The following is a 22235-nucleotide window of genomic DNA, read 5'->3' on the forward strand; positions in this document are numbered from 1 at the left end:
TAATGTTTTGGGGATGCTGAAGGGGGGCGCGTGAAAGGAAAAGGTCTGCTTATTCTTATTGTTATTGCCGGGATCGCCACGGTGGGCTACCGCTGGTTGCCGCCGTATTACAATCCTTTCGTGCCGCTTACGCTTGACGATCCGCCCGGAAAAATAACCCAGTTTAAACTTCGACGTTTAACACCGAAGGCATGCGAAAGCCTGTTAGCGCAGGCGAATCAACGCCAGCTTATCCGTACCCAGGCTGTCGCTGACAGCGCCGGTGAGTGTCCGCTGAGTAACGTGGTGCGCGTGCGCGATTTTGGCCCGGTGAGCCTGAACAGCAGCTTTCTGGCCAGTTGTCCGCTGGCGTTAAGTTCGGCGCTGTTTGTCAGCCAGCAGGCCCGACCGCTCACCAAAACCTGGACCGGAAGCGAGCTTACTCGTATTGAACATCTGGGCAGCTTCGCTTGCCGCAATATCTACAGCCGCCCGGATGCGCGGCGCAGCGAACATGCCACGGCGGATGCGCTGGATATCAGCGCTTTCAGGCTGGCAAATGGACAGCGCGTTACCGTCCTGAACGGCTGGAAAGCGGAAAAGACGCAGCCCTGGCTACAGGCCCTGCTCTCGGCAAGCTGTGGCTATTACGGTAACGGTCTGGGGCCGGACTATAATGCCGCCCATGCCAACCATTTCCATCTGGGGATGCGCGGCTATGGATTATGTCGATGAAGCATAATCTTCCGCCAAAAATTGGATAAATTGTGACTTATTTCACAAATATGATGACTGGGAAGATAAAACACCAAAGTCTGCAAGGCCGCATCTCTGGCGCTATGTCATTGCGCGTAACTTGCTAATCTGTCGGCGAATTCGCCTAAAAATGAAGACTATTTCTGTTATGGAACCCTGGAAAGTTAATCTCATTTCAGTCTGGTTCGGCTGCTTCTTCACCGGACTGGCTATCAGCCAGATATTGCCCTTCCTGCCGCTGTATGTATCGCAGCTGGGAGTGACTTCCCATGAAGCGCTCTCGATGTGGTCCGGCCTGACGTTCAGCGTGACGTTTCTGGTCTCCGCCATTGTGTCGCCGATGTGGGGCAGCCTGGCGGATCGCAAGGGGCGCAAGTTGATGCTGCTCCGCGCCTCGCTGGGGATGGCGATAGCCATTTTGCTCCAGGCCTTCGCCACCAACGTCTGGCAGCTGTTTATTCTGCGGGCGATAATGGGGCTGACCTCCGGTTACATTCCGAATGCCATGGCGCTGGTGGCCTCACAGGTACCGCGTGAGCGAAGCGGCTGGGCGCTCAGCACGCTTTCCACGGCCCAGATCAGCGGGGTCATTGGCGGCCCGCTGCTCGGCGGCTTCCTGGCGGACCATGTCGGGCTGCGTGCGGTCTTTATCATTACCGCGATCCTGCTAACGATCAGCTTTCTGGTCACCCTTTTTCTGATTAAAGAGGGCGGGCGGCCTGTTGTCAGTAAATCCGAACGCCTGAGCGGAAAAGCGGTTTTCGCCTCGCTGCCTTATCCTGGCCTGATGATTAGCCTCTTTGTGACGACGATGGTGATCCAGCTCTGTAACGGTTCGGTAGGGCCGATTCTGGCGCTGTTTATCAAGTCGATGGCGCCGGACAGCAGCAACATTGCTTTTCTGAGCGGGATGATTGCCGCGGTGCCGGGCGTGTCGGCGCTGATGTCTGCTCCGCGTCTGGGGAAACTGGGCGACAGGATCGGTACGGCACGTATTCTGATGGCAACGCTCATCATTGCGGTGATCCTTTTCTTTGCCATGTCATTCGTCACCACACCTCTTCAGCTCGGCATCCTGCGCTTCCTGCTTGGCTTCGCAGATGGCGCCATGCTGCCCGCTGTTCAGACGCTGCTGGTGAAATATTCCAGTGACCAGGTAACCGGCCGCATTTTTGGCTACAACCAGTCGTTCATGTATTTAGGCAACGTAGCGGGCCCGCTTATCGGCGCCTCGGTCTCGGCAATGGCGGGTTTCCGCTGGGTATTTGCCGCGACGGCGGTGGTGGTCCTGCTGAATATTATTCAACTGGCCTTTGCCTTGCGACGCCGCAGGCGAATCGCTGAGGCAAAGTCGGCCCGGTAAACACGATAATATATTATTTATTCTTATGAACGCCGCATTTTTATATAACGAAATGCGGCGCCTTTCTTTCAGGAAAACGTTTCGCTTTCGCGCTGAAATATCTTTTTTGGCAGCGATGTCACTTTTGCATAAGATAAAGCCAATCCATGCTTTTCATTATTCAGAGAGGGTGTTAATTTCAGGGGAAATCACATAAGGAAATAGCACCATGAAAAATCTCATTGCTGAGTTGTTGGTTAAGCTTGCCCAAAAGGAAGAAGAGTCGAAAGAGCTGGTTGCCCAGGTCGAGGCGCTGGAAATCGTTGTGACGGCGCTGCTGCGACAGATGGCAAAACCGGAGCAGGAGGCGTTGATCGACAACGTTGAAGGCGCGCTGGAAAAAGCGCGTCCTGATTCCCAGGTGCCTGCGGAAGATGCGGAGCTGCTTCAGCAATACGTAAAGAAGCTTTTAAGGCATCCTCGCAGCTAACCTGTCTGAGGTGAAATGACGTGTCACAGAATTGTCATGCAGGATGCCTGGCGTCGCTCTGTTTTTATTTTTACACATTTATGCAGGGAAAATTAAATTGAAACAGAGCACACCTTTCACCGCATAATTTCTGTTATTAATTACCGCCTCCCCCCCGGCGAAACCGGTTAATGAATATTGTGCCGATACAGGGCTGAAATAACCGCAGAGCCCGGCGAAAATCAGAGTCGCAGGGTGGTTTTTTTCCCGTAACGAGCCAGACTTAACGTGGAACTTCACATAAAGGATGGTGCAATGAAAACAACAATACTGGTTACCCTGCTCTCTGGCCTGTGTCTGATCGCCTCAGCACACGCGGAAGAGAAAACGTTAACGCCCCAGCAGCAGCGCATGACGACCTGTAACCAACAGGCGACATCGCAAAGCCTGAAAGGGGATGCCCGTAAAACGTACATGAGCGACTGCCTTAAAAATGGTGCGGCTAAACCCGGTGAAAAAAGCCTGACCCCACAGCAGCAAAAAATGCGTGAGTGCAACGCCCAGGCGACACAGCAGATGCTGAAAGGCGACGATCGCAGCAAGTTTATGAGCGCGTGCCTCAAAAAACAGGCGTAGTGCTAACGGGTGAGTCACGGCTGTGGCTCACCCAAAATTTCATACTTTCCCCGCTATCCCCCTCTCTATAATTTGGGAAAATGTTTCAGAATATTCCCAAAAATGATGAATGATGAGTTTTATGACAATCACGAGAACATTCGGGAAGCGTGGCACCAGCAGCTTTCTCAGGATGATTCATACCGTTCCGGTCTGCGATTTGCCCGGCGAATACGGCTGGCACGCATCGTTGGTCTGGCGGCGCTATTTGTTCCGCTTGCCAGCGTTCTGGTGAGCCAGTTTCTTTCCGGCGTCTGGTGGTTATTGCTGGTGGGCTGGGTTTTTGTCTGGCCCCATCTGGCCTGGCAGTTGGCTTTTCGTTCGGCTGAACCCCACAGCTGTGAAATTGTTAATCTGAAAATCGATGCCATTATTGCCGGTGTCTGGATGGGGCTAACAGGGTTCAATGCGCTACCAACGGCGGCGCTGATCGTGATGATCGGCATGAATATGATGGGATCGGGGGGATGTCGGTTATTTCTGACAGGACTCGCGCTACTTGCCCTGTCTGCCCTGTTGACCGTGCAATCCACGGGTACTCCTGTGGTATTGACCTCTGAACCGCTGGCGTTGTGGCTGACGCTCCCCGTGCTGGTGGTCTATCCCATACTGTTTGCCTGGCTCAGCCACCGCACGGCGATCCGTCTGGCAGAGCATAAGCGTCGGCTTGAGCTGATGAGTACCCGCGACGGAATGACCGGCGTGTTCAATCGCCGTCACTGGGAAACGCTGCTGCGTAACGAATTTGAGGCCTGCCGTCGCAGCCATCGACAGGCGACGATACTGCTCATCGATATCGATCACTTCAAGACGATCAACGACACCTGGGGGCATGACGTGGGGGATGAAGCGATTGTCGCCATCACGCGCCAGCTTCAGCTGACCCTGCGCTCAGGCGATTATATTGGCCGTTTTGGCGGGGATGAGTTCGCGGTGATCATGTCCGGCACGCCAGCCGACAGCGCGATTGCAGCGATGTCGCGCGTCCACGAACGGCTGGTCAACATGCCGCTGCACGGAGCACCTATGGCGAGGTTGTGTATCAGCGTTGGGGTTGCCCCCTGGGGGGCGCAGTTCACCCACTATCGTGAATGGCTAAAGGCGGCGGACGTGGCCCTCTATAAAGCCAAAAATGCCGGACGGGGCCGCACCGAAGTGGCCGCCTGACGCCCGGCGTAGCGCATCAGGACTTACTGAGCTTCTCTGATTTTTCCATGCATTTTTCCATCGCCTCGATCACGGCGGAGCGGAACCCGCGATCTTCCAGCACGCGCACGGCTTCAATGGTTGTGCCCCCCGGTGAGCACACCATATCTTTCAGTTCGCCCGGATGTTTACCCGTTTCCAGCACCATTTTGGCCGAACCCATCACCGCCTGCGCTGCAAATTTGTAGGCCTGCGCGCGCGGCATTCCACCCAGTACGGCGGCATCGGCCATGGCTTCGATAAACATAAAGACATACGCCGGGGCAGAGCCGCTCACGCCGACTACCGGGTGGATCATCGGTTCGGCAATCACTTCCGCTTCGCCGAAGCAGCGGAAAATATTCAGTACATCCGCCACGTCTTCAGATGTGACCAGCGCGTTCGGGGTAACGGATGTCATACCGGCATTCACCAGCGACGGGGTGTTTGGCATGGCGCGAACAATCTTACGGTCGTGGCCCAGCGCGCGGGCGAGCTGATCGAGGGTCACGCCTGCGGCAATCGATACCACCAGGGTCTCTTTGTTAAGGCTGGAGGTGATCTCGCTCAGGACTTTAATCATGATATTCGGCTTAACGGCGCCAAAGACAATATCCGCCACCTGAGCCACGTCCTGTGCGCTTTCGGCAGCGTTGACACCATACTCATCACGCAGCGCCGCGACTTTATCCGGGGATGGGGTATAGACCCAAATCTGCCCCGGCAGCACCTGCCCGCTGGCAATCAGTCCGCCGAGGATAGCTTTGCCCATATTTCCGCAGCCGATAAACCCGATTTTCTTATCCATCACGTCTCTCCGTTATTATGCGTTGTTATCTCTCATTGATAGCTTAACAACGAAATGCAGGCGACAATAGTCACCAGAATCATAATGGGGAGAGACTATGGCGATTTGGGTTGATGCGGACGCGTGTCCGAATGTCATCAAAGAGATTTTATTTCGTGCTGCCGAGCGCGTGCAGATGCCGCTGACGCTGGTGGCGAACCAGAATATCCGCGTGCCGCCCTCCAGATACATCCGTTCTCTGCGCGTTCCGGCCGGGTTTGACGTGGCGGATAACGAGATAGTACGCCTGTGTGACGCAGGAGATCTGGTGATCACCGCGGATATCCCGCTGGCTGCCGATGTACTGGCGAAAGGGGCGGCGGCGCTGAACCCGCGCGGAGAACGCTATTCGCCGGCAACGATCCGCGAGAAGCTCACCATGCGTGATTTTATGGATACGCTTCGTTCCAGCGGCGTGCAAACCGGTGGGCCGGACAGCCTGTCGCAGCGCGATCGCCAGCAGTTTGCCGCCGAGCTGGATAAATGGCTGCTGGAAGTGAAGCGCCGCCCGGCGTAGCCCACCTCCGGGCGGTTTTGTGGTACAGTGTGGCTTCCACAGGCTTGTCATTCCGTACCGCTTTGCAGTAAAGTTAGCGCAACATCTACTGCAATCATTTCTTTACAGCCTTCAGTTATCCGGCAGCAAGGGGAACACCTGGTTATGAACCCACCCATCTTTTTAGTTGGCCCTCGCGGCTGTGGGAAAACCACCGTTGGTCTGGAGCTGGCGCGTCTGTGCCAGAGTCAGTTTGTCGATACTGACCATTGGCTCCAGGAGAATGCCGGTAAGACCATCGCCGATATCGTTGAGGATGAGGGTTGGGAGAGCTTTCGTGCGCGTGAAACAGCCACGCTGGAAGCGGTGACCGCGCCGTCAACCGTGATCGCGACCGGTGGGGGCATTATTCTGGCACCGTATAACCGCCAGTTTATGCGCGAAAAGGGTGTCGTGATCTACCTCTGTGCCCCGGTCTCTACGCTGGTGGGGCGGCTGGAGGCGTTTCCGGAAGAGGGACAGCGCCCGGCGCTGACCGCGAAACCGCTGAGTGAAGAGGTCAGCGACGTCCTCGCCGAACGCGATGCACTGTACCGCGAGGCGGCACACCACGTTGTAGATGCGTCGGCGTCACCCGAGAAAGTTGCGATTCAGATTATTACCGCCCTGCGTTTGGCTTGCGCCAGCTAACAGCCGTCTATACTCATAGCTCAGACATAAAAAAAGGATGAGCTATGCCAACCAGACCTCCCTATCCACGTGAAGCCCGCATCGTTACCGTTGAAAAAGGTAACGGCGATCAGACCGTAACCTGGTACCAGCTGCGTGCCGATCACCCTAAACCTGATTCGCTGATCAGCGAACATGAAACCGAACAGGAAGCGCTGGATGCAAAACGGCGCTATGAGGATCCTGAGAAGTCCTGACAGGAATCCGAATTCGTTACAACCGTGCCTGAATCACACTTTTAACATATCGCTGATGTTAAGCAGCAGTTAATATTTAGTTATTACAGGTGGATTCGGAAAGGCCAGTCGATCTTTACATTACGGTGTAGAGATCCCCTGCTACCCTTGGTGCTGTTTTGTTGAAAAAATGAACAGTGCAGCGTAGTGAGCCTGTACTTATGTGGCAGTTGTGGTAGTAACGGAAGGCGATCAAAATGAAGGCGACGTTGGCGATCCTCACGATTGGTGTGGTGCCTGTAAGCGAAGTATTACCGCTCTTAACCGAGCATGTCTCTGAACAACAAATTACGCATCTCAGTCTGTTAGGGAAGCTCAGTCGGGAAGAGGTCATGGAAGACTACGCGGTCGGAGAGGGGGAAGATCCCCTGGCAACGTTACTCAGTGACGGTAAACTGGCGCATGTGTCGCGCCAGAAAATCGAGCGCGCGCTACAGGGCGTGATCGAAGTGCTCGACAATCAGGACTATGACGTTATTTTGCTGATGAGCACGGCACCCGTTAAAGGGCTCAGCGCGCGTAATGCCATTCTGCTCGAACCGATGCGGATTATCCCTCCGCTGGTGGCCTCAATTGTTGATGGTCATCAGGTTGGGGTCATCGTTCCCGTTGAGGAACTGCTGGATAACCAGACGGTGAAGTGGGCCGCGCTGGAGCACACCCCGCTGTACGCACTGGCAAACCCGTTCTGGGACAGCGAAGCGAAGCTGATTGCGGCCGGGCAGGAGTTGATCGACAGAGGGGCGGATGTCCTGATGCTCGACTGCCTGGGCTTCCATCAGCGGCATCGTGATTTACTGCAAAAGGCGCTGGATGTTCCGGTGCTGCTCTCTAACGTCCTGATGGCGCGCCTGGCGTCAGAATTACTGGTGTAATGATTTTGCGTGACAGGTCATGAGCATGGCCCCTATAGTGGATTTTTCTCAATAAATATAAGGGCCAGTTCATGCTTCAAAGTAACGAATACTTTTCCGGTAAAGTGAAATCCATTGGTTTTACCAGCAGCAGCACTGGCCGCGCCAGTGTCGGCGTAATGGCGGAAGGGGAATACACCTTTGGCACCGCAGAAGCGGAAGAGATGACGGTGGTCAGCGGCGCGCTGAACGTCCTGCTGCCGGGTGAAACGGAGTGGAAAGTCTACAGTGCCGGGCAGGTCTTCAACGTGCCGGGCCACAGCGAGTTCCATTTGCAGGTTGCAGAGCCAACCTCTTATCTGTGCCGCTATCTGAAATAAAAGCATGCCGGGTGGCGCATTCGCTTACCCGGCCTGCGTTTTGCCTGTCAGCGCTGCGCTTCGCCGCCGAGACCTTCCACCAGGTTCTGAATCATCGCCGCCAGCTCGCCGGTCATCAGGATAAAGTCTGCGTCAAAGCGCTGAGCATAATCTTCGCGGTCGATATCTTCGTTCTGATCGCGCAGTTCATCGCAGAACTTAAGGCGCTTCACGGAGCCGTCATCACACATCACAAACTGAATGCGCTGCTGCCAGTCGAGTGCCAGTTTGGTCACCACTTTGCCCGCTTCAATGTGCACGGCGATTTCGTCGCTCACCAGATCCTGTTTCTTCGCGCGGATCACGCCGCCATCTTCCAGCAGCGCTTTCAGCTCTGCTTCATCAAGGATCTGGAAGCCCTGCGCGGCAGTCCCGCTGCGCACCCACTCGGTCAGGGTCAGCTCAATCGGCGTTTCCAGCGCCAGCGGTACCACCGGTAATGAGCCAAGGCTCTTACGCAGCAGCGCCAGCGTATCTTCCGCTTTTTTGGCGCTGGCGCAGTCCACCATGATCAGCCCGTTCACGGTGTCGATCCACATCATGGTCTGGCTAAAGCGGCTAAAAGCGCGCGGCAGCAGCGAGTGCAGCACTTCATCCTTAAGCGAATCTTTTTCGGTTTTTTTAAGCTTACGGCCCTGTTCAGCTTCCAGCTTGAAGATCTTCGCTTCGAGCGCCTGCTTAACCACGGGCGTCGGCAGGATCTTCTCTTCTTTACGGGCGCAAACGATGATTTGCCCCGTGCTGCTGGCGTGGGTCAGCGCATCGCTTTGAGAACCCATTGGCGGAACCCAGCCGGTTTTTGCCATATCCTGGCTACCGCAAGGCGTAAAGGAGTAAGCGGCTAACTGTTTTTCCATCTCTTCTGCACGCAGCGAAACGTCGCGGCTGAGACGGTAAACCATCAAATTTTTGAACCACAGCATGATAATTTCCACGGCCTTGTCGTTAAATCAGCGGGCATGATAACGAATTGTCGCATCGCTTGCATTGCTAATCGGGAAGCGGGCTTCTACTCTGTTGATAATCAAAATAATGAGGAGTGTCTTGTGCGTATTGGGATTGATTTGGGCGGCACCAAAACAGAAGTTATTGCGCTGAGCGAGCAGGGGGAGCAACTGTTTCGCCACCGTCTGCCTACGCCGCGCGATGATTATCACCAGACCATAGAGACGATTGCCCGCCTGGTCGATATGGCAGAGCAGGCAACGGGCGAGACGGGCACGGTCGGGATGGGGATCCCCGGCTCCATTTCGCCGTATACCGGCGTGGTGAAAAACGCCAACTCCACCTGGCTCAACGGTCAGCCGTTTGATAAAGACTTAAGCCAGCGCCTGAACCGGGAAGTGCGTCTGGCGAATGATGCCAACTGCCTGGCGGTCTCTGAAGCCGTGGATGGCGCAGCGGCTGGCGCGCAGACCGTATTTGCGGTCATTATCGGCACCGGCTGCGGGGCGGGCGTGGCCCTCGGTGGGCGCTCGCATATTGGCGGCAACGGCACCGCGGGCGAGTGGGGGCACAATCCGTTGCCGTGGATGGATGAAGATGAACTCAAATACCGCGCCGAAGTACCGTGCTACTGTGGCAAGCAGGGCTGTATTGAGACCTTTATTTCCGGCACGGGGTTTGCCACCGATTATCATCGTCTGAGCGGTCAGCCGCTGAAAGGTAACGAGATTATGCGTCTGGTTGAGGAGCAGGATCCGGTGGCTGAACTGGCGCTCAGCCGCTACGAAATGCGGCTGGCTAAGTCACTGGCGCATGTGATCAATATTCTTGATCCCGACGTGATTGTACTGGGCGGCGGCATGAGCAACGTCGACCGGCTGTACGCCACGGTGCCAACGCTGGTGAAACAGTGGGTATTTGGCGGCGAGTGCGAAACGCCGATCCGCAAAGCCGTCCACGGAGATTCCAGCGGCGTGCGCGGCGCGGCGTGGCTCTGGCCGGAATAAACGCAAACCGTTTTCGATGTTTGTACCCTCTCCCCGTGGGGAGAAGGTTCCCCAGTAATTTGAAAGCAAAAGCGATAACGTTGCCTCAGAATAACTGAGGGCTTTCAGCGATGCCTCGGTCCGGCTGTAAATCGCTGAGGCCTTTCCTGTAGGCCGGGGCGAGGCGCAGGGATGCGCCGAGAGGGCGGGCTTTACAGGGATGTTACCTCCGCCCGTCCCCGATAAGCCGGAAGGAATAAGCCGAAGGCACCGCGAAGCGGCGATTTTCCGCCGGAAGCCCGGGTCGCCAGGGTGGTGGCGACTGAGCCACCCTGGCACGTTCACCGGTCATGTCGTGACAGAGTAGCAAGGAACATAAAGTGAACGGAATGACCACCAGAGCCGTATGTTCCCCCTCACCCCAGCCCTCTCCCTCAAGGGAGAGGGGGCCGTCTGTGCAGGCATTATTTTGTGGGGAACCCTCAGCCTCGTGGGAGAGGGCCAGGGTGAGGGCACCAGAGCGCACCATCCCCCATTTACTGCACCGCAAACTCCCTGTCCAGCCTGCTATATCCCAGCCCGTTGATCTTCTTCACTTTGATCTGCACCGGAATACGCTCTTTCATTGCCTCTACGTGGCTGATCACGCCGATAGTTTTCCCGGTGGCGTTCAGCGCGTCGAGCGCGTCCAGCGCGGTGTCCAGCGTTTCGCTGTCGAGCGTGCCGAATCCTTCATCCAGGAACAGCGAGTCAATGCGCGTTTTGTGACTGACCAGATCGGAAAGCGCTAAAGCCAGCGCCAGACTGACCAGGAAACTCTCCCCGCCGGAAAGGGTACGGGTATCGCGTACCGCATCGGCCTGCCAGGTATCGACCACTTCCAGCTCCAGCGCGTCGCTGGCTTTACGCTGAAGCAGATAGCGGCCATGCAGACGGTTGAGCTGCTGGTTGGCAAGCCACACCAGATTATCCAGCGTCAGCCCCTGGGCGAATTTACGGAATTTATCGCCGGTGCTGGAGCCTATCAGCGCATTGAGATAGCCCCAGTCGTCGGCCTGACGCGCCGCCTCCTCAATCTGCTGCATAAGCGCCTGCTGGTGCAGACGGTTATCGGCGTCCTGTTTGAGCTGCTGGCGGATCTCCCCCTGATGCGTGTTGTTGTCCCGAAGCTGTTGCGCCAGCTGGTGTAACTGCGCCTGAAGCGTTGCGGCATCGGTTTCCAGCCCCTCGGGGCGCTGTGCCTGATGCGCCTGAAGCTGCATGCTTGCCTGCACCGAAAGCGCCGTGGCCTGCTGGAGCTGGTTTTCCAGCGTCTGCTTTTGTTGTTCAAGCTGGCGGATCGACGTTTCATCCAGCAGGGCGGAGAGAAATGCTTCCCGATCGGCAAAGCAGCTCGCGGTCAGCGCGGCGTTGAACTGAGCCTGTGATTGCTGGAGCCGTTCACGCTCAAGCGTCTCCTGTTGCTGTAGGGTGGTGAGCTGACTTTGCAGCGACACGCATTCGTCGTGGATGCCGCGCCAGTTCTCAGGGATAACCGCGTCGGCTTCTGCATCATTGGTAACCGGCAGCGTCTCCAGAATGGGCATCAGGGCGTTAATACCTTCCTGAATCGTACCGTGCTGGGCCTGTTTTTCCTGCCACAGGGTATATTCGCTTTCGCGCGCGCTCAGCCAGGCGCTTTCAGCCCCTTCATCGGGCACGCTAAGCGACAGCGATTGTAACGAGGCCGCCAGCGCCTGACGCGTCGCCGTCAGCTGCTGCTGGTACTGGCGCGCCTGACCTTCCTGTTCATTGAGCTGGTTTTGCAGCGTCAGACGCTGGCTGAGCTGATACAGCTGGCGTTCATACTGTTCCTGTTCGCTCATCCAGGGGGCAATATCAGCCTGAATATTCAGCGCTATGTTCAGGGAGGCGCAGACCTCCAGCCACTCTTTAGTGAGTGCTTGCTCTTCCTCAGAGAGAGCCTGTGCTTCCTCTGTCTCGCGCTGGATCTGTTGGGTCAGCGCATTCACCTGCCCGAGCACCAGCAATCCTTCCTCTTTTAGCGCGGCAACCTCTTTCTCCAGCGCGTCGCGGCGGCGCTGATTGTCAGTCAGTTCAAGCGCCTGATACTGCACAACTGCCGGATGTTCGCGTGAACCGCAGAGCGGGCAAGGCTTACCCGCTTCGAGCTGTGCACGATAGTTCTCAAGATCCTTGATTGTCGCCTCACGCTCACAGAGCGCTTTCAGGTCGGCATAGTGCTGATTTTTCTCTTTGAACTGCTGACGCCGCAGGATCAGCGTTTCATTGAGCTTAGCCTGCTCAGCCTGCGCTTTCTGCACGCTTTCCGCATTCTGGCGCAGCCGTTTTTGCAGCGGCTGAAAGCGAGCGTGAAGCGCTATCAGACGCTGGCGGAGCGCCCGCGACTGTGCCTGTTGCTCCATTGCCGTCGCGAGATCCTCAGCCGTCAGCGTCAACCTACTTTCAGGCATCTCAGCCAGCTTCTGACGAAGCTCAGCCATGCGCGCTGACTGGGCAACAAGCTGATTTTTATCGCGACCCAGTTGCGTAAAATGCGCCCGCCAGCCGGCAATTTCCTGCCCCCACTGACGGAAACGATCGTGTTCGGTCAGCCACTGCGTCAGTACCTTGTGCTCTGTCTGCAACTGTTCACGGTTGCGCAGTGCACCGTTGCGAATACGCGAGCGCTGCGCCGCTCTGTCGAGTAAGCGAGTATTTACTTCAACAATTCGCTCTGTTGTCTGCGCCAGGCGGGTGGTCTGCTCCTGCTGATACTCCCATAGCGGACGTAGCTGGGCGGCGGGCTGCGCCAGCTGGAGCTTCGCCAGTTGGGGCGCGGCGTCTGTCAGAGCCTGTTGCGCCTGCTGCTGCGAAGCGGCTGCACGCTGCTGCTCACGTATCAGTTCGTCGTTACGCGTAAGCCACTGAAAATCTTTCTGTTGGCTTTGCTGCTGTGCCAGCAGGACTTTTTCTTCGTCAGTAAGTGCCTGCAAACTTTGCTGCAAGTGTTGCTGCTGTTCCTCGCTCAGCAGCACAACCCCTGCGGCCTGCGCTTCGCACACCTCCAGCGCGTTACGTGCCGCTTTGTGTTTTTCAAAAACCATGGCGGAAATCTGGCCGTAAATTTCCGTGCCGGTCAGTTCTTCCAGCAGCTCTGCGCGATCGCTCGGTTTAGCATTCAGGAAGGCGGCAAACTGCCCCTGAGAGAGCAACATCGAGCGGGTAAAGCGACCATAGTCCAGCCCGGTAAGCGCGGCGGTTTGTTCCAGCTTATCCGTGACTTTGTCGGCCAGAATTTTGCCGTCTTCGCAGCGGGCCAGCTCAACGCGCGGTGCCTGTAAGTTCCCGTCCGGCTGGTTGCGGGCGCGGTTCTGGCTCCAGAAAGCGCGATAAGCAACGCCTTTGACCTCAAATTCTACTTCCGCCAGGCATTCGGCGGTATCGCGCGTCATCAGGTCGTTTTGCGCCTGAGAGACCTTATTAAGACGCGGCGTTTCGTGGTAAAGCGCCAGGCAGATGGCATCCAGCAGCGTGGTTTTACCCGCGCCGGTTGCGCCGGTGATGGCAAACAGTCCGTTGCTGGCGAACGGCTCCGCGGTGAAATCAATTTTCCACTCACCCTTTAGCGAATTCAGATTTTTCAGGCGCAGGCTCAGAATTTTCATGCGTTTTCGTCCTCGTCATGGAGGGAATGCAGGGTCTGGGCAAACAGCTCGTTAAGCCTGGTGCGTCTGGCCTCGTCCACCTCTTCATGCGCAAGCCGCCGCGCGAACACCTCTTCAACCCGAAGTTCGCTAAGCGTTTCACGCTGGGCGTTGAGCAGTATTTTCTCGCGCTGCTCGCGGCTGCGGCGTACCAGCAGCACCTCCACGGGAAGGTCTTCCGTCAGCGTCTGTATTTTACGCTGCATATCGTACAGGTAGTCGTCGGTGGTGATTTCGATATCGAGCCAGACGGGGGGATTAAGCGCTGCGCCGCGCCACTGCTCAAGCTGAGCGGTAATGGCGGCCAGATCGCCTTTCAGCACCGCCAGCGGCTGGGTGACCGGCACCTCAAGCGTCTCAACGGCGCTGAGTTTGCCTCCGGTGAAGCTCACCAGATGCACGGATTTGGCTTTGCCCGTTTCGTCAAAACTGAGCGAAATGGGCGAGCCGCAGTAGCGGATATGCTCGCAGCCGCCGATGATCTGCGCCCGGTGAATATGCCCGAGGGCAATGTAGTCGGCGGGGGGGAAGTTTTGCGCCGGAAACGCGTCCAGCGTACCGATATAGATCTCGCGCACCGCATCACTCTTACTGGCTCCGACGGTGGTGAGGTGTCCGGTGGCAATGATCGGAATGGCCTGATCGCCGCGCAGGGCGCAGGCTTCCGTATGTTGCTGGTGATAATAGCGGGTGATGGCCTGCAACAGATGCTGCTGTTTTTCGCTGCCGGACAGACCTGCCTGGCTTTGCACGATATCGCGCGGGCGTAAAAACGGAATTGGGCACAGCACTGCGCCCGGCGTGCCGTCGCGTTTTTTCAGGATCTGCGGCGCGTGTCCGGCGCTGGCCACCACGGTGGTATTGAGGAACGCCAGAATATCGCGGGATTCATTCAGCGTCGCCACCGAGTCATGGTTTCCGGCGACAATCACAAGGTGACAACCGGTTTGCTGGAGGTTGACCACAAAACGGTTGTACAGCTCACGCGCATAGCTCGGCGGCGATCCGGTATCAAAAATGTCGCCCGCCACAATAATCGCGTCCACCTCGTGAGCCTGAGCCGTCTCCAGCAGCCAGTTCAGGAACGCTTCATGTTCCGCGGCGCGGCTTTTGCTGTAAAAATTTTGACCCAGGTGCCAGTCTGAGGTGTGAAGTATGCGCATAAAAGATCCGTGGCAATAATAAGAAAGCAGGATTATAAACGTTCGGGGAACGGAAAATAACCGCTGTAATAAAACAACAGTTTGCTATTTATAGTGGTAATGTTTTTCATAAATCTGTCATAAATCTGACGCATAATGACGCCGCATTACAGACTTGTAACTTAAATACGATAAGACAGGGCAAAGTATGGCGAGACGTATTCTGGTCGTAGAAGATGAAGCTCCGATCCGTGAAATGGTGTGCTTCGTGCTTGAACAAAATGGCTTCCAGCCGGTTGAAGCGGAAGATTATGACAGCGCGGTGAACCAGCTGAATGAACCCTGGCCCGATCTGATCCTGCTGGACTGGATGCTGCCTGGCGGTTCCGGATTGCAGTTTATCAAGCATATCAAACGCGAGGCGATGACCCGCGATATCCCGGTGGTAATGCTGACGGCGCGCGGCGAGGAAGAGGATCGCGTGCGCGGTCTGGAAACCGGCGCGGACGATTACATCACTAAACCGTTCTCCCCGAAAGAGCTGGTGGCGCGTATCAAAGCCGTGATGCGCCGTATTTCACCGATGGCGGTGGAAGAGGTGATTGAGATGCAGGGGCTGAGCCTGGATCCTACCTCACACCGGGTCATGACCGGTGAAAATCCCCTCGATATGGGACCGACCGAATTTAAACTCCTGCACTTCTTTATGACCCACCCGGAGCGCGTTTACAGCCGCGAACAGTTGCTGAATAACGTCTGGGGAACTAACGTCTATGTCGAAGACCGAACGGTTGACGTCCATATTCGCCGCCTGCGTAAAGCACTGGAACAGAGCGGCCACGATCGCATGGTACAGACGGTCCGCGGCACGGGTTATCGTTTCTCGACCCGTTTCTGAACAATGACAGGAGTGTGACGCGTGCTGGAACGTCTGTCATGGAAAAGGCTCGTCTTTGAACTGATCTTATGTTGTATTCCGGCCCTCATTCTGGGGGCTATCTTTGGCTATCTGCCGTGGTTCTTACTGGTGGCCGTGACGGGATTGCTCGTCTGGCATTTCTGGAATTTACTGCGTCTCTCCTGGTGGCTGTGGGTCGACAGAAGTATGACACCCCCGCCGGGAAGCGGGAGCTGGGAACCGCTACTCTACGGCCTGCACCAGATGCAGATGCGTAACAAAAAGCGCCGTCGTGAGCTGGGAAGCCTGATCAAACGCTTTCGTAGCGGTGCGGAGTCGCTGCCGGACGCGGTGATCCTGACGACAGAAGAAGGGACAATCTTCTGGTGTAATGGCCTCGCGCAACAGCTGCTGGGCCTGCGCTGGCCGGATGATAATGGTCAGAACATCCTGAACCTTCTGCGTTATCCCGAGTTCACGCTGTATCTGAAAAAGCGGGATTTTTCGCGCCCGCACAATCTGAAGCTCAATAACGGTCGCCATCTGGAAATCCGCGTGATGCCCTACAGCGATCGGCAGTGGCTGATGGTGGCGCGGGACGTTACCCAGATGCACCAGCTTGAGGGCGCGAGACGTAACTTCTTTGCCAACGTCAGCCACGAGCTGCGTACGCCGTTGACGGTGCTTCAGGGCTACCTGGAGATGATGCAGGAGCAAACGCTTGAGGGGGCGCCGCGTGAGAAAGCACTGCATACCATGCGGGAGCAGACGTTCCGCATGGAAGGGCTGGTCAAACAGCTGCTGACGCTTTCAAAGATTGAGGCTGCGCCGTCGCTGGCGCTAAACGACATCATTGATGTGCCGATGATGTTGCGGGTGGTGGAGCGCGAAGCCCAAACGCTGAGTCATAATCAGCACACCCTGAGTTTTGACGTTGATAACACGCTGAAAGTGCTCGGCAGTGAAGATGAGCTGCGAAGCGCTATCTCAAACCTGGTCTATAACGCCGTGAATCATACCCCGAAAGGGACGCATATCGCGGTGTGCTGGCAGCATACCCCGGCGGGCGCTGAGTTTAGCGTCGAGGACAACGGGCCGGGGATTGGGCCCGAGCACCTCCCGCGTCTCACCGAACGATTCTACCGGGTGGATAAGGCGCGCTCGCGGCAGACCGGCGGGAGCGGACTGGGACTGGCAATTGTGAAGCATGCCGTCAGCCACCACGAAAGCCGGCTCAATATCGAAAGCACCCTGGGTAAGGGCACGCGCTTTAGCTTCGTGATTCCGGAACGATTAATTGCCAAAAAAAGCGCCTGACGGCAGATGTGTCAGGCTACCTTTCCACGGGCCAGCGATTGCTGGCCCGTTTGCTTTGCAGTCAAGCGAAACGCGGATGAATATTATACGGCTGGTGCTTTTTTGTTCGCATGATTAGCCATGAGTTTTTCTTATACATGGCATATTATTTTGGTCTGAATTTTCATACTGGCATATTGTTCTGGTTTTACGATCCCTTCTTGCCTTTAAACGTTATAAGCGTTTAAATTGCCCCCCATATACTGTCAGACCGACTGTATTTGCGTGGTAAATCGAAAAACTATTCTTCGCCACGCCAGGACGGGAGCATATCCCGCTGAAATTGAGCAAATTTTCCGCTGTATCGTCCCGTGAGGGATGGCGAAAATCTCAACGTATTCAACACCACATCCACAGGCAGTAAGGTTTTATGACCCATCACTTGAAATCGCGTGACATTATCGCGCTGGGCTTTATGACATTTGCGCTGTTCGTTGGCGCAGGTAACATCATTTTTCCTCCAATGGTTGGCTTACAGGCGGGTGAACACGTCTGGACGGCTGCGTTTGGCTTCCTGCTTACTGCCGTGGGCCTGCCGGTACTGACCGTTATCGCGCTGGCGAAAGTCGGTGGCGGTGTGGACAGCCTCAGCACCCCGATTGGCAAAGTGGCTGGCGTTCTGCTGGCAACCGTCTGCTATCTGGCCGTTGGCCCGCTGTTCGCGACCCCGCGTACGGCGACCGTCTCCTTTGAGGTGGGTATCGCCCCGCTGACCGGTGACGGCGCGATGCCGCTGTTTATTTACAGCCTCATTTACTTCGCCATCGTGATTCTGGTTTCTCTCTATCCCGGCAAACTGCTGGATACCGTGGGTAACTTCCTGGCTCCGCTGAAAATTGTGGCGCTGATCGTGCTGGCGGTTGCGGCCATCGTCTGGCCTGCGGGGCCCATCAGCTCCGCGATGGACGCTTATCAGAACGCGGCGTTCTCAAACGGTTTCGTGAACGGCTATCTGACAATGGATACGCTCGGTGCGATGGTGTTTGGTATCGTTATCGTTAACGCCGCGCGTTCCCGCGGGGTGACCGAAGCGCGCCTGCTGACTCGCTACACCATCTGGGCTGGCCTGATGGCCGGTGTCGGCCTGACGCTGCTGTATCTGGCGCTGTTCCGTCTGGGTTCAGATAGCGCAACGCTGGTCGATCAGAGCGCAAACGGCGCGGCGATCCTGCATGCTTACGTGCAGCATACCTTTGGTGGTGCAGGCAGCATGCTGCTGGCGGCGCTGATTTTCCTGGCCTGTCTGGTGACGGCGGTGGGTCTGACCTGCGCCTGCGCGGAGTTCTTCGCCCAGTATCTGCCGCTCTCTTACCGCACGCTGGTGTTTATCCTCGGCATCTTCTCCATGGCGGTGTCAAACCTCGGTCTGAGCCACCTGATTCAGGTGTCAATTCCGGTGCTGACGGCGATCTATCCGCCATGTATCGTGCTGGTGGTGCTGAGCTTCACCCGCCCGTGGTGGCATAACTCGACGCGAATTATTGCGCCGGCCATGTTTATCAGCCTGATTTTTGGTATCCTTGACGGGATCAAAGCATCAGCATTTGCAGAAATCCTGCCAGCCTGGACACAGCGTCTGCCGCTGTCCGAGCAGGGCCTGGCCTGGCTGATGCCTTCCGTTGTAGCGCTGGTTCTGGCGATTATCTGGGACCGTGCGGCAGGGCGTCAGGTGACATCCAACGCCCATTAATCAACGGCAACAAATTGTTTAACCACGGGGCTTAAGGCCCCGTGGTTTTTTGTTTTTTTCGTGTTGAATGGCAAGATTTTAATGGAAAGCACTAACAAACTTAAACGTGGATTGAGCACCCGCCACATCCGCTTTATGGCGCTGGGCTCGGCTATCGGCACCGGTCTTTTTTATGGCTCGGCAGATGCCATCAAAATGGCCGGTCCAAGCGTTCTGCTGGCCTACATCATCGGCGGCGTGGCGGCCTATATCATCATGCGTGCGCTGGGGGAGATGTCGGTTCACAACCCGTCTGCCAGTTCCTTCTCCCGCTACGCACAAGAAAACTTAGGCCCGCTGGCCGGGTTTATCACCGGCTGGACTTACTGCTTTGAAATCCTGATTGTCGCCATTGCCGATGTGACGGCGTTTGGCATCTATATGGGGGTCTGGTTCCCCGCCGTGCCGCACTGGATCTGGGTACTGAGCGTGGTGCTGATCATCTGCGCCGTCAACCTGATGAGCGTGAAGGTGTTTGGCGAGCTGGAGTTCTGGTTCTCCTTCTTCAAGGTCGCGACCATTATCATCATGATCCTCGCCGGTTTCGGCATCATCATCTGGGGTATCGGCAACGGTGGGCAGCCAACCGGCATCCATAACCTGTGGAGCAACGGCGGCTTCTTCAGCAACGGCTGGCTCGGGATGGTCATGTCGCTCCAGATGGTCATGTTCGCCTATGGCGGTATTGAGATTATCGGCATCACCGCCGGGGAAGCGAAAGATCCGGAGAAGTCCATTCCGCGCGCCATCAACTCGGTGCCGATGCGTATCCTGGTGTTCTACGTGGGCACGTTGTTTGTGATTATGTCCATCTACCCGTGGAACCAGGTGGGCACCAACGGCAGCCCGTTTGTCCTGACTTTCCAGCATATGGGCATTGCGTTTGCCGCCAGCATTCTCAACTTTGTGGTACTGACCGCCTCGCTGTCGGCCATCAACAGTGACGTGTTCGGCGTGGGTCGTATGCTGCACGGCATGGCGGAGCAGGGCAGTGCGCCGAAGGTGTTTGCCAAAACGTCGCGTCGCGGCACCCCGTGGGTAACGGTGCTGGTCATGACCGTGGCGCTGCTGTTCTCGGTTTACCTGAATTACATCATGCCGGAGAACGTCTTCCTGGTGATTGCGTCACTGGCGACCTTTGCGACGGTGTGGGTGTGGATCATGATCCTGCTGTCGCAGATTGCGTTCCGTCGCCGCCTGTCGCCAGAAGAGGCCAAAGCGCTGAAGTTTAAAGTGCCGGGCGGCGTGCCAACGACCATTGTCGGTCTCATCTTCCTGGTCTTCATCATTGGCCTGATTGGTTATCACCCGGATACCCGTATTTCTCTGTACGTGGGCTTCGCGTGGATCGTCCTGCTGCTGGTGGGCTGGATGTTTAAATGTCGCCGCGATCGTCAGCTGGCGGAAGCACAGTAAGGTAAAAATGCCGGGTGGCGCTGCGCTTACCCGGCCTACACTCCCTTTTGCCCTGGAAAAAATCTCCTCCTCCGTTCTCCTCCCCCAATAATCCCGAACACGATGAGCTATCTTTAATCACCCTGTGGCAAGGTGACGTCAATTTCATCAAAGGGGATTCGTGATGTTAAACGCCTGGCACCTTCCGGTTGCCCCATTTGTTAAGCAAAACAAAGACAACCTTGTGATTACGCTCTGGCTGGCAGGGGACAATCAGCCTGAACGTGTGACCCTGCGCGCCGAAGTGGATAACGAAGAAACGTCGCTGAAAATGCACAAAGTGCGCAGCCAGCCGCAGCCGGGCGTCACGGCGTGGCGGGCAAATATCGATTTGCGCAGCGGGCAGCCGCGTCGCCGCTACGGCTTCAAGCTGCTGTGGAACAACCGGCAGCTGTGGTTTACCCCGCAGGGCTTCAGCCGTTTTCCTCCGGCCCGGCTGGAGCAGTTTGCCGTGGATCACCCGGATAACGGCCCGCAGTGGGTTAACGATCAGGTCTTTTACCAGATTTTCCCGGACCGCTTTGCGCGCAGCGAAAAGCGCAACGCCGATCAGGACAAGGTTTATTACCATCATGCGGTCGGTCACGACATTATTCTGAAAAAATGGGACGAGCCGCTGACCGCCCAGGCGGGGGGATCGACCTTTTACGGCGGCGATCTCGACGGTATCAGCGAAAAACTGCCGTACCTGAAAACGCTCGGCGTGACGGCGCTGTACCTGAACCCGGTGTTTAAAGCGCCAAGCGTGCACAAATACGATACGCAGGATTATCGCCACGTTGACGAGCAGTTTGGCGGTGACGAGGCGCTGCTGCGGCTGCGGCACAACACGCAAAAAGAGGGTATGCGCCTGATCCTTGATGGCGTGTTCAATCACAGCGGTGATTCTCACGCGTGGTTTGACCGTCATAATCAGTCGATGAGCGGCGCATGCCATAATCCGGACTCACCGCAGCGTGACTGGTACAGTTTTGATGAGAATGGCCGCGCCCTGGACTGGCTGGGCTACCCGAGCCTGCCGAAGCTCGATTTCCAGTCGCCATCGCTGGTGAATGAGATCTACGGCGACGACGACAGCATCGTGCGCCACTGGCTGAAAGCGCCGTGGAACATGGACGGCTGGCGGCTGGACGTGGTGCATATGCTGGGTGAATCAGGCGGGGCGCGGAATAACCTTCAACATGTCGCCGCCATTACCCGGTCGGCAAAAGCGGCCCGGTCGGAAGCGTTCGTCTTCGGGGAGCACTTTGGCGACGCGCGTCAGTGGTTGCAGGCTGATGCAGAAGACGCGGCGATGAACTATCGCGGCTTCACCTTCCCGCTGTGGGGTTTCCTCGCTAACACCGATATCTCTTACGATCCGCAGCATATCGACGCCGAAACCTGCATGGCGTGGATGGAAAACTATCGCGCTGGCCTGTCGCATCAGCAGCAGCTGCGGATGTTTAACCAGCTCGACAGCCATGATACCGCGCGCTTTAAATCATTGCTGGGTAAAGATGTGGCGCGTCTGCCGCTGGCGGTGACCTGGCTCTTTACCTGGCCGGGCGTACCCTGCATCTACTATGGCGATGAAGTGGGGCTGGAGGGGAATAACGATCCGTTCTGCCGTAAAACCTTCCCGTGGGAGAGTGAAAAACAGGATCAGGATCTGTTCAGCCTGTACCAGCGTATGGCGACGCTGCGCAGGCAGAGTCAGGCCCTGCGCTACGGGGGCTGTCAGGTGATGTACGCCCACGATAACGTAGTGGTGTTTGTCCGCGTCTATAACCAGCAGCGCGTGCTGGTGGCGATCAACCGGGGCGAAGCGTGTGAAGTAGTGCTGGAAGATTCACCGCTGCTGGCCGGTAAAACGTGGAAGATCAAAGAGGGTAAAGCGACGTTCCAGGAGAGCGTGCTCACGTTGCCCGCGATCTCCGCTGCGGTCTGGTTCGGCAGCTAAGCGCAGGCAGAATGGTTTTCACCTTTTAAGATGGCGCAAATGCAACGATTTGTGTCAATCTTAGCGGATCGTTTACGGTGAAGGTGGA

20 protein-coding genes are annotated in these 22235 nt (G+C 56.5%); 16 read left to right on the forward strand and 4 right to left on the reverse strand.

Features of this window, described 5'->3' with window-relative positions:
- Positions 1-30 precede the first annotated feature (30 nt).
- From LOC22_RS15455 to adrA, 5 genes are all read left to right on the forward strand, one after another.
- Complete coding sequence (locus tag LOC22_RS15455) at positions 31-714, forward strand: extensin family protein (protein ID WP_023296003.1); 684 nt, start codon at positions 31-33, stop codon at positions 712-714.
- Positions 715-883: 169 nt separating this feature from the next.
- Positions 884-2098 (forward strand): multidrug efflux MFS transporter, encoded by a 1215-nt coding sequence (locus LOC22_RS15460; protein WP_230239025.1) that lies wholly within the window; start codon positions 884-886, stop codon positions 2096-2098.
- Positions 2099-2306: 208 nt separating this feature from the next.
- A complete protein-coding gene (gene iraP / locus LOC22_RS15465; RefSeq protein WP_003859148.1) occupies positions 2307-2567 on the forward strand; it encodes an anti-adapter protein IraP in 261 nt (86 codons plus the stop codon).
- A 294-nt stretch (positions 2568-2861) separates the two neighbouring features.
- A complete protein-coding gene (gene psiF / locus LOC22_RS15470) occupies positions 2862-3182 on the forward strand; it encodes a phosphate starvation-inducible protein PsiF (protein WP_015571316.1) in 321 nt (106 codons plus the stop codon).
- Positions 3183-3284: 102 nt separating this feature from the next.
- Positions 3285-4388, forward strand: coding sequence for a diguanylate cyclase AdrA (gene adrA / locus LOC22_RS15475; RefSeq protein WP_230239026.1), 1104 nt, complete (start codon positions 3285-3287; stop codon positions 4386-4388).
- A gap of 16 nt (positions 4389-4404) precedes the next feature.
- On the opposite strand, the gene proC is transcribed toward adrA, so the two are convergent.
- Positions 4405-5214, reverse strand: coding sequence for a pyrroline-5-carboxylate reductase (gene proC / locus LOC22_RS15480; protein ID WP_015571314.1), 810 nt, complete (start codon positions 5212-5214; stop codon positions 4405-4407).
- A 97-nt stretch (positions 5215-5311) separates the two neighbouring features.
- Between proC and LOC22_RS15485 the strand changes: the two genes are divergently transcribed.
- From LOC22_RS15485 to ppnP, 5 genes are all read left to right on the forward strand, one after another.
- Positions 5312-5770 (forward strand): YaiI/YqxD family protein, encoded by a 459-nt coding sequence (locus LOC22_RS15485; protein WP_003859141.1) that lies wholly within the window; start codon positions 5312-5314, stop codon positions 5768-5770.
- A 144-nt stretch (positions 5771-5914) separates the two neighbouring features.
- Positions 5915-6439, forward strand: a complete 525-nt coding sequence (gene aroL / locus LOC22_RS15490) for a shikimate kinase AroL (protein ID WP_017383154.1) — start codon at positions 5915-5917, stop codon at positions 6437-6439.
- Between the two features lie 44 nt (positions 6440-6483).
- Positions 6484-6675, forward strand: coding sequence for a protein YaiA (gene yaiA, locus LOC22_RS15495; protein ID WP_003859135.1), 192 nt, complete (start codon positions 6484-6486; stop codon positions 6673-6675).
- 236 nt (positions 6676-6911) lie between these two features.
- Entirely contained in the window at positions 6912-7589 is a 678-nt protein-coding gene (locus LOC22_RS15500; protein WP_003859133.1) for an AroM family protein, read from the forward strand.
- A 71-nt stretch (positions 7590-7660) separates the two neighbouring features.
- Positions 7661-7948 carry a pyrimidine/purine nucleoside phosphorylase gene (gene ppnP / locus LOC22_RS15505; protein WP_003859131.1) on the forward strand — a complete coding sequence of 96 codons (288 nt, stop codon included), beginning with the start codon at positions 7661-7663 and terminating at the stop codon, positions 7946-7948.
- A gap of 47 nt (positions 7949-7995) precedes the next feature.
- Here the strand turns inward: ppnP and rdgC are convergent, their stop codons facing one another.
- Positions 7996-8910, reverse strand: a complete 915-nt coding sequence (gene rdgC / locus LOC22_RS15510; RefSeq protein ID WP_047063230.1) for a recombination-associated protein RdgC — start codon at positions 8908-8910, stop codon at positions 7996-7998.
- A 123-nt stretch (positions 8911-9033) separates the two neighbouring features.
- Between rdgC and mak the strand changes: the two genes are divergently transcribed.
- Positions 9034-9939: a fructokinase gene (gene mak, locus LOC22_RS15515; protein WP_017383156.1), complete on the forward strand. Its 906-nt coding sequence runs from the start codon at positions 9034-9036 to the stop codon at positions 9937-9939.
- A 515-nt stretch (positions 9940-10454) separates the two neighbouring features.
- Here mak and sbcC read toward each other — a convergent pair.
- Complete coding sequence (gene sbcC / locus LOC22_RS15520; RefSeq protein ID WP_230239027.1) at positions 10455-13586, reverse strand: exonuclease subunit SbcC; 3132 nt, start codon at positions 13584-13586, stop codon at positions 10455-10457.
- Positions 13583-14788, reverse strand: a complete 1206-nt coding sequence (gene sbcD, locus LOC22_RS15525) for an exonuclease subunit SbcD (RefSeq protein WP_017694432.1) — start codon at positions 14786-14788, stop codon at positions 13583-13585. The genes sbcC and sbcD overlap by 4 nt, the downstream gene beginning before the upstream one ends.
- Before the next feature lie 187 nt (positions 14789-14975).
- Here sbcD and phoB point away from each other — a divergent pair, with 187 nt between their 5' ends.
- The 5 genes from phoB to malZ all read left to right on the forward strand — a co-directional run bounded on the left by phoB (position 14976) and on the right by malZ (position 22147).
- Complete coding sequence (gene phoB, locus LOC22_RS15530) at positions 14976-15665, forward strand: phosphate response regulator transcription factor PhoB (RefSeq protein WP_163371257.1); 690 nt, start codon at positions 14976-14978, stop codon at positions 15663-15665.
- Positions 15666-15686: 21 nt separating this feature from the next.
- Positions 15687-16982, forward strand: coding sequence for a phosphate regulon sensor histidine kinase PhoR (phoR, locus tag LOC22_RS15535; RefSeq protein WP_017383159.1), 1296 nt, complete (start codon positions 15687-15689; stop codon positions 16980-16982).
- A 409-nt stretch (positions 16983-17391) separates the two neighbouring features.
- A complete protein-coding gene (gene brnQ / locus LOC22_RS15540) occupies positions 17392-18711 on the forward strand; it encodes a branched-chain amino acid transporter carrier protein BrnQ (protein WP_003859118.1) in 1320 nt (439 codons plus the stop codon).
- An 81-nt stretch (positions 18712-18792) separates the two neighbouring features.
- On the forward strand, positions 18793-20166 hold the full coding sequence (gene proY / locus LOC22_RS15545; RefSeq protein ID WP_017383160.1) for a proline-specific permease ProY: 1374 nt from the start codon (positions 18793-18795) through the stop codon (positions 20164-20166).
- Between the two features lie 163 nt (positions 20167-20329).
- A complete protein-coding gene (gene malZ, locus LOC22_RS15550) occupies positions 20330-22147 on the forward strand; it encodes a maltodextrin glucosidase (protein ID WP_033486694.1) in 1818 nt (605 codons plus the stop codon).
- The last annotated feature ends 88 nt before the right edge of the window (positions 22148-22235 follow it).

Origin of the sequence: Enterobacter sp. AN-K1 (genome assembly GCF_020971765.1) — a bacterium.
In the GTDB taxonomy this organism is placed as follows: Bacteria; Pseudomonadota; Gammaproteobacteria; order Enterobacterales; family Enterobacteriaceae; genus Enterobacter; species Enterobacter hormaechei_C.

Bases quoted from the DNA above. Each gene is read 5' to 3' on its own strand.
- adrA (WP_230239026.1), top strand. From the start codon at position 3,285: ATGATGAATGATGAGTTTTATGACAATCACGAGAACATTCGGGAAGCG.
- proC (WP_015571314.1), bottom strand. From the start codon at position 5,214: ATGGATAAGAAAATCGGGTTTATCGGCTGCGGAAATATGGGCAAAGCT.
- brnQ (WP_003859118.1), top strand. From the start codon at position 17,392: ATGACCCATCACTTGAAATCGCGTGACATTATCGCGCTGGGCTTTATG.
- yaiA (WP_003859135.1), top strand. From the start codon at position 6,484: ATGCCAACCAGACCTCCCTATCCACGTGAAGCCCGCATCGTTACCGTT.
- proY (WP_017383160.1), top strand. From the start codon at position 18,793: ATGGAAAGCACTAACAAACTTAAACGTGGATTGAGCACCCGCCACATC.
- aroL (WP_017383154.1), top strand. From the start codon at position 5,915: ATGAACCCACCCATCTTTTTAGTTGGCCCTCGCGGCTGTGGGAAAACC.
- LOC22_RS15485 (WP_003859141.1), top strand. From the start codon at position 5,312: ATGGCGATTTGGGTTGATGCGGACGCGTGTCCGAATGTCATCAAAGAG.
- sbcD (WP_017694432.1), bottom strand. From the start codon at position 14,788: ATGCGCATACTTCACACCTCAGACTGGCACCTGGGTCAAAATTTTTAC.
- rdgC (WP_047063230.1), bottom strand. From the start codon at position 8,910: ATGCTGTGGTTCAAAAATTTGATGGTTTACCGTCTCAGCCGCGACGTT.
- malZ (WP_033486694.1), top strand. From the start codon at position 20,330: ATGTTAAACGCCTGGCACCTTCCGGTTGCCCCATTTGTTAAGCAAAAC.
- sbcC (WP_230239027.1), bottom strand. From the start codon at position 13,586: ATGAAAATTCTGAGCCTGCGCCTGAAAAATCTGAATTCGCTAAAGGGT.
- iraP (WP_003859148.1), top strand. From the start codon at position 2,307: ATGAAAAATCTCATTGCTGAGTTGTTGGTTAAGCTTGCCCAAAAGGAA.
- ppnP (WP_003859131.1), top strand. From the start codon at position 7,661: ATGCTTCAAAGTAACGAATACTTTTCCGGTAAAGTGAAATCCATTGGT.
- psiF (WP_015571316.1), top strand. From the start codon at position 2,862: ATGAAAACAACAATACTGGTTACCCTGCTCTCTGGCCTGTGTCTGATC.
- LOC22_RS15460 (WP_230239025.1), top strand. From the start codon at position 884: ATGGAACCCTGGAAAGTTAATCTCATTTCAGTCTGGTTCGGCTGCTTC.
- LOC22_RS15500 (WP_003859133.1), top strand. From the start codon at position 6,912: ATGAAGGCGACGTTGGCGATCCTCACGATTGGTGTGGTGCCTGTAAGC.
- phoB (WP_163371257.1), top strand. From the start codon at position 14,976: ATGGCGAGACGTATTCTGGTCGTAGAAGATGAAGCTCCGATCCGTGAA.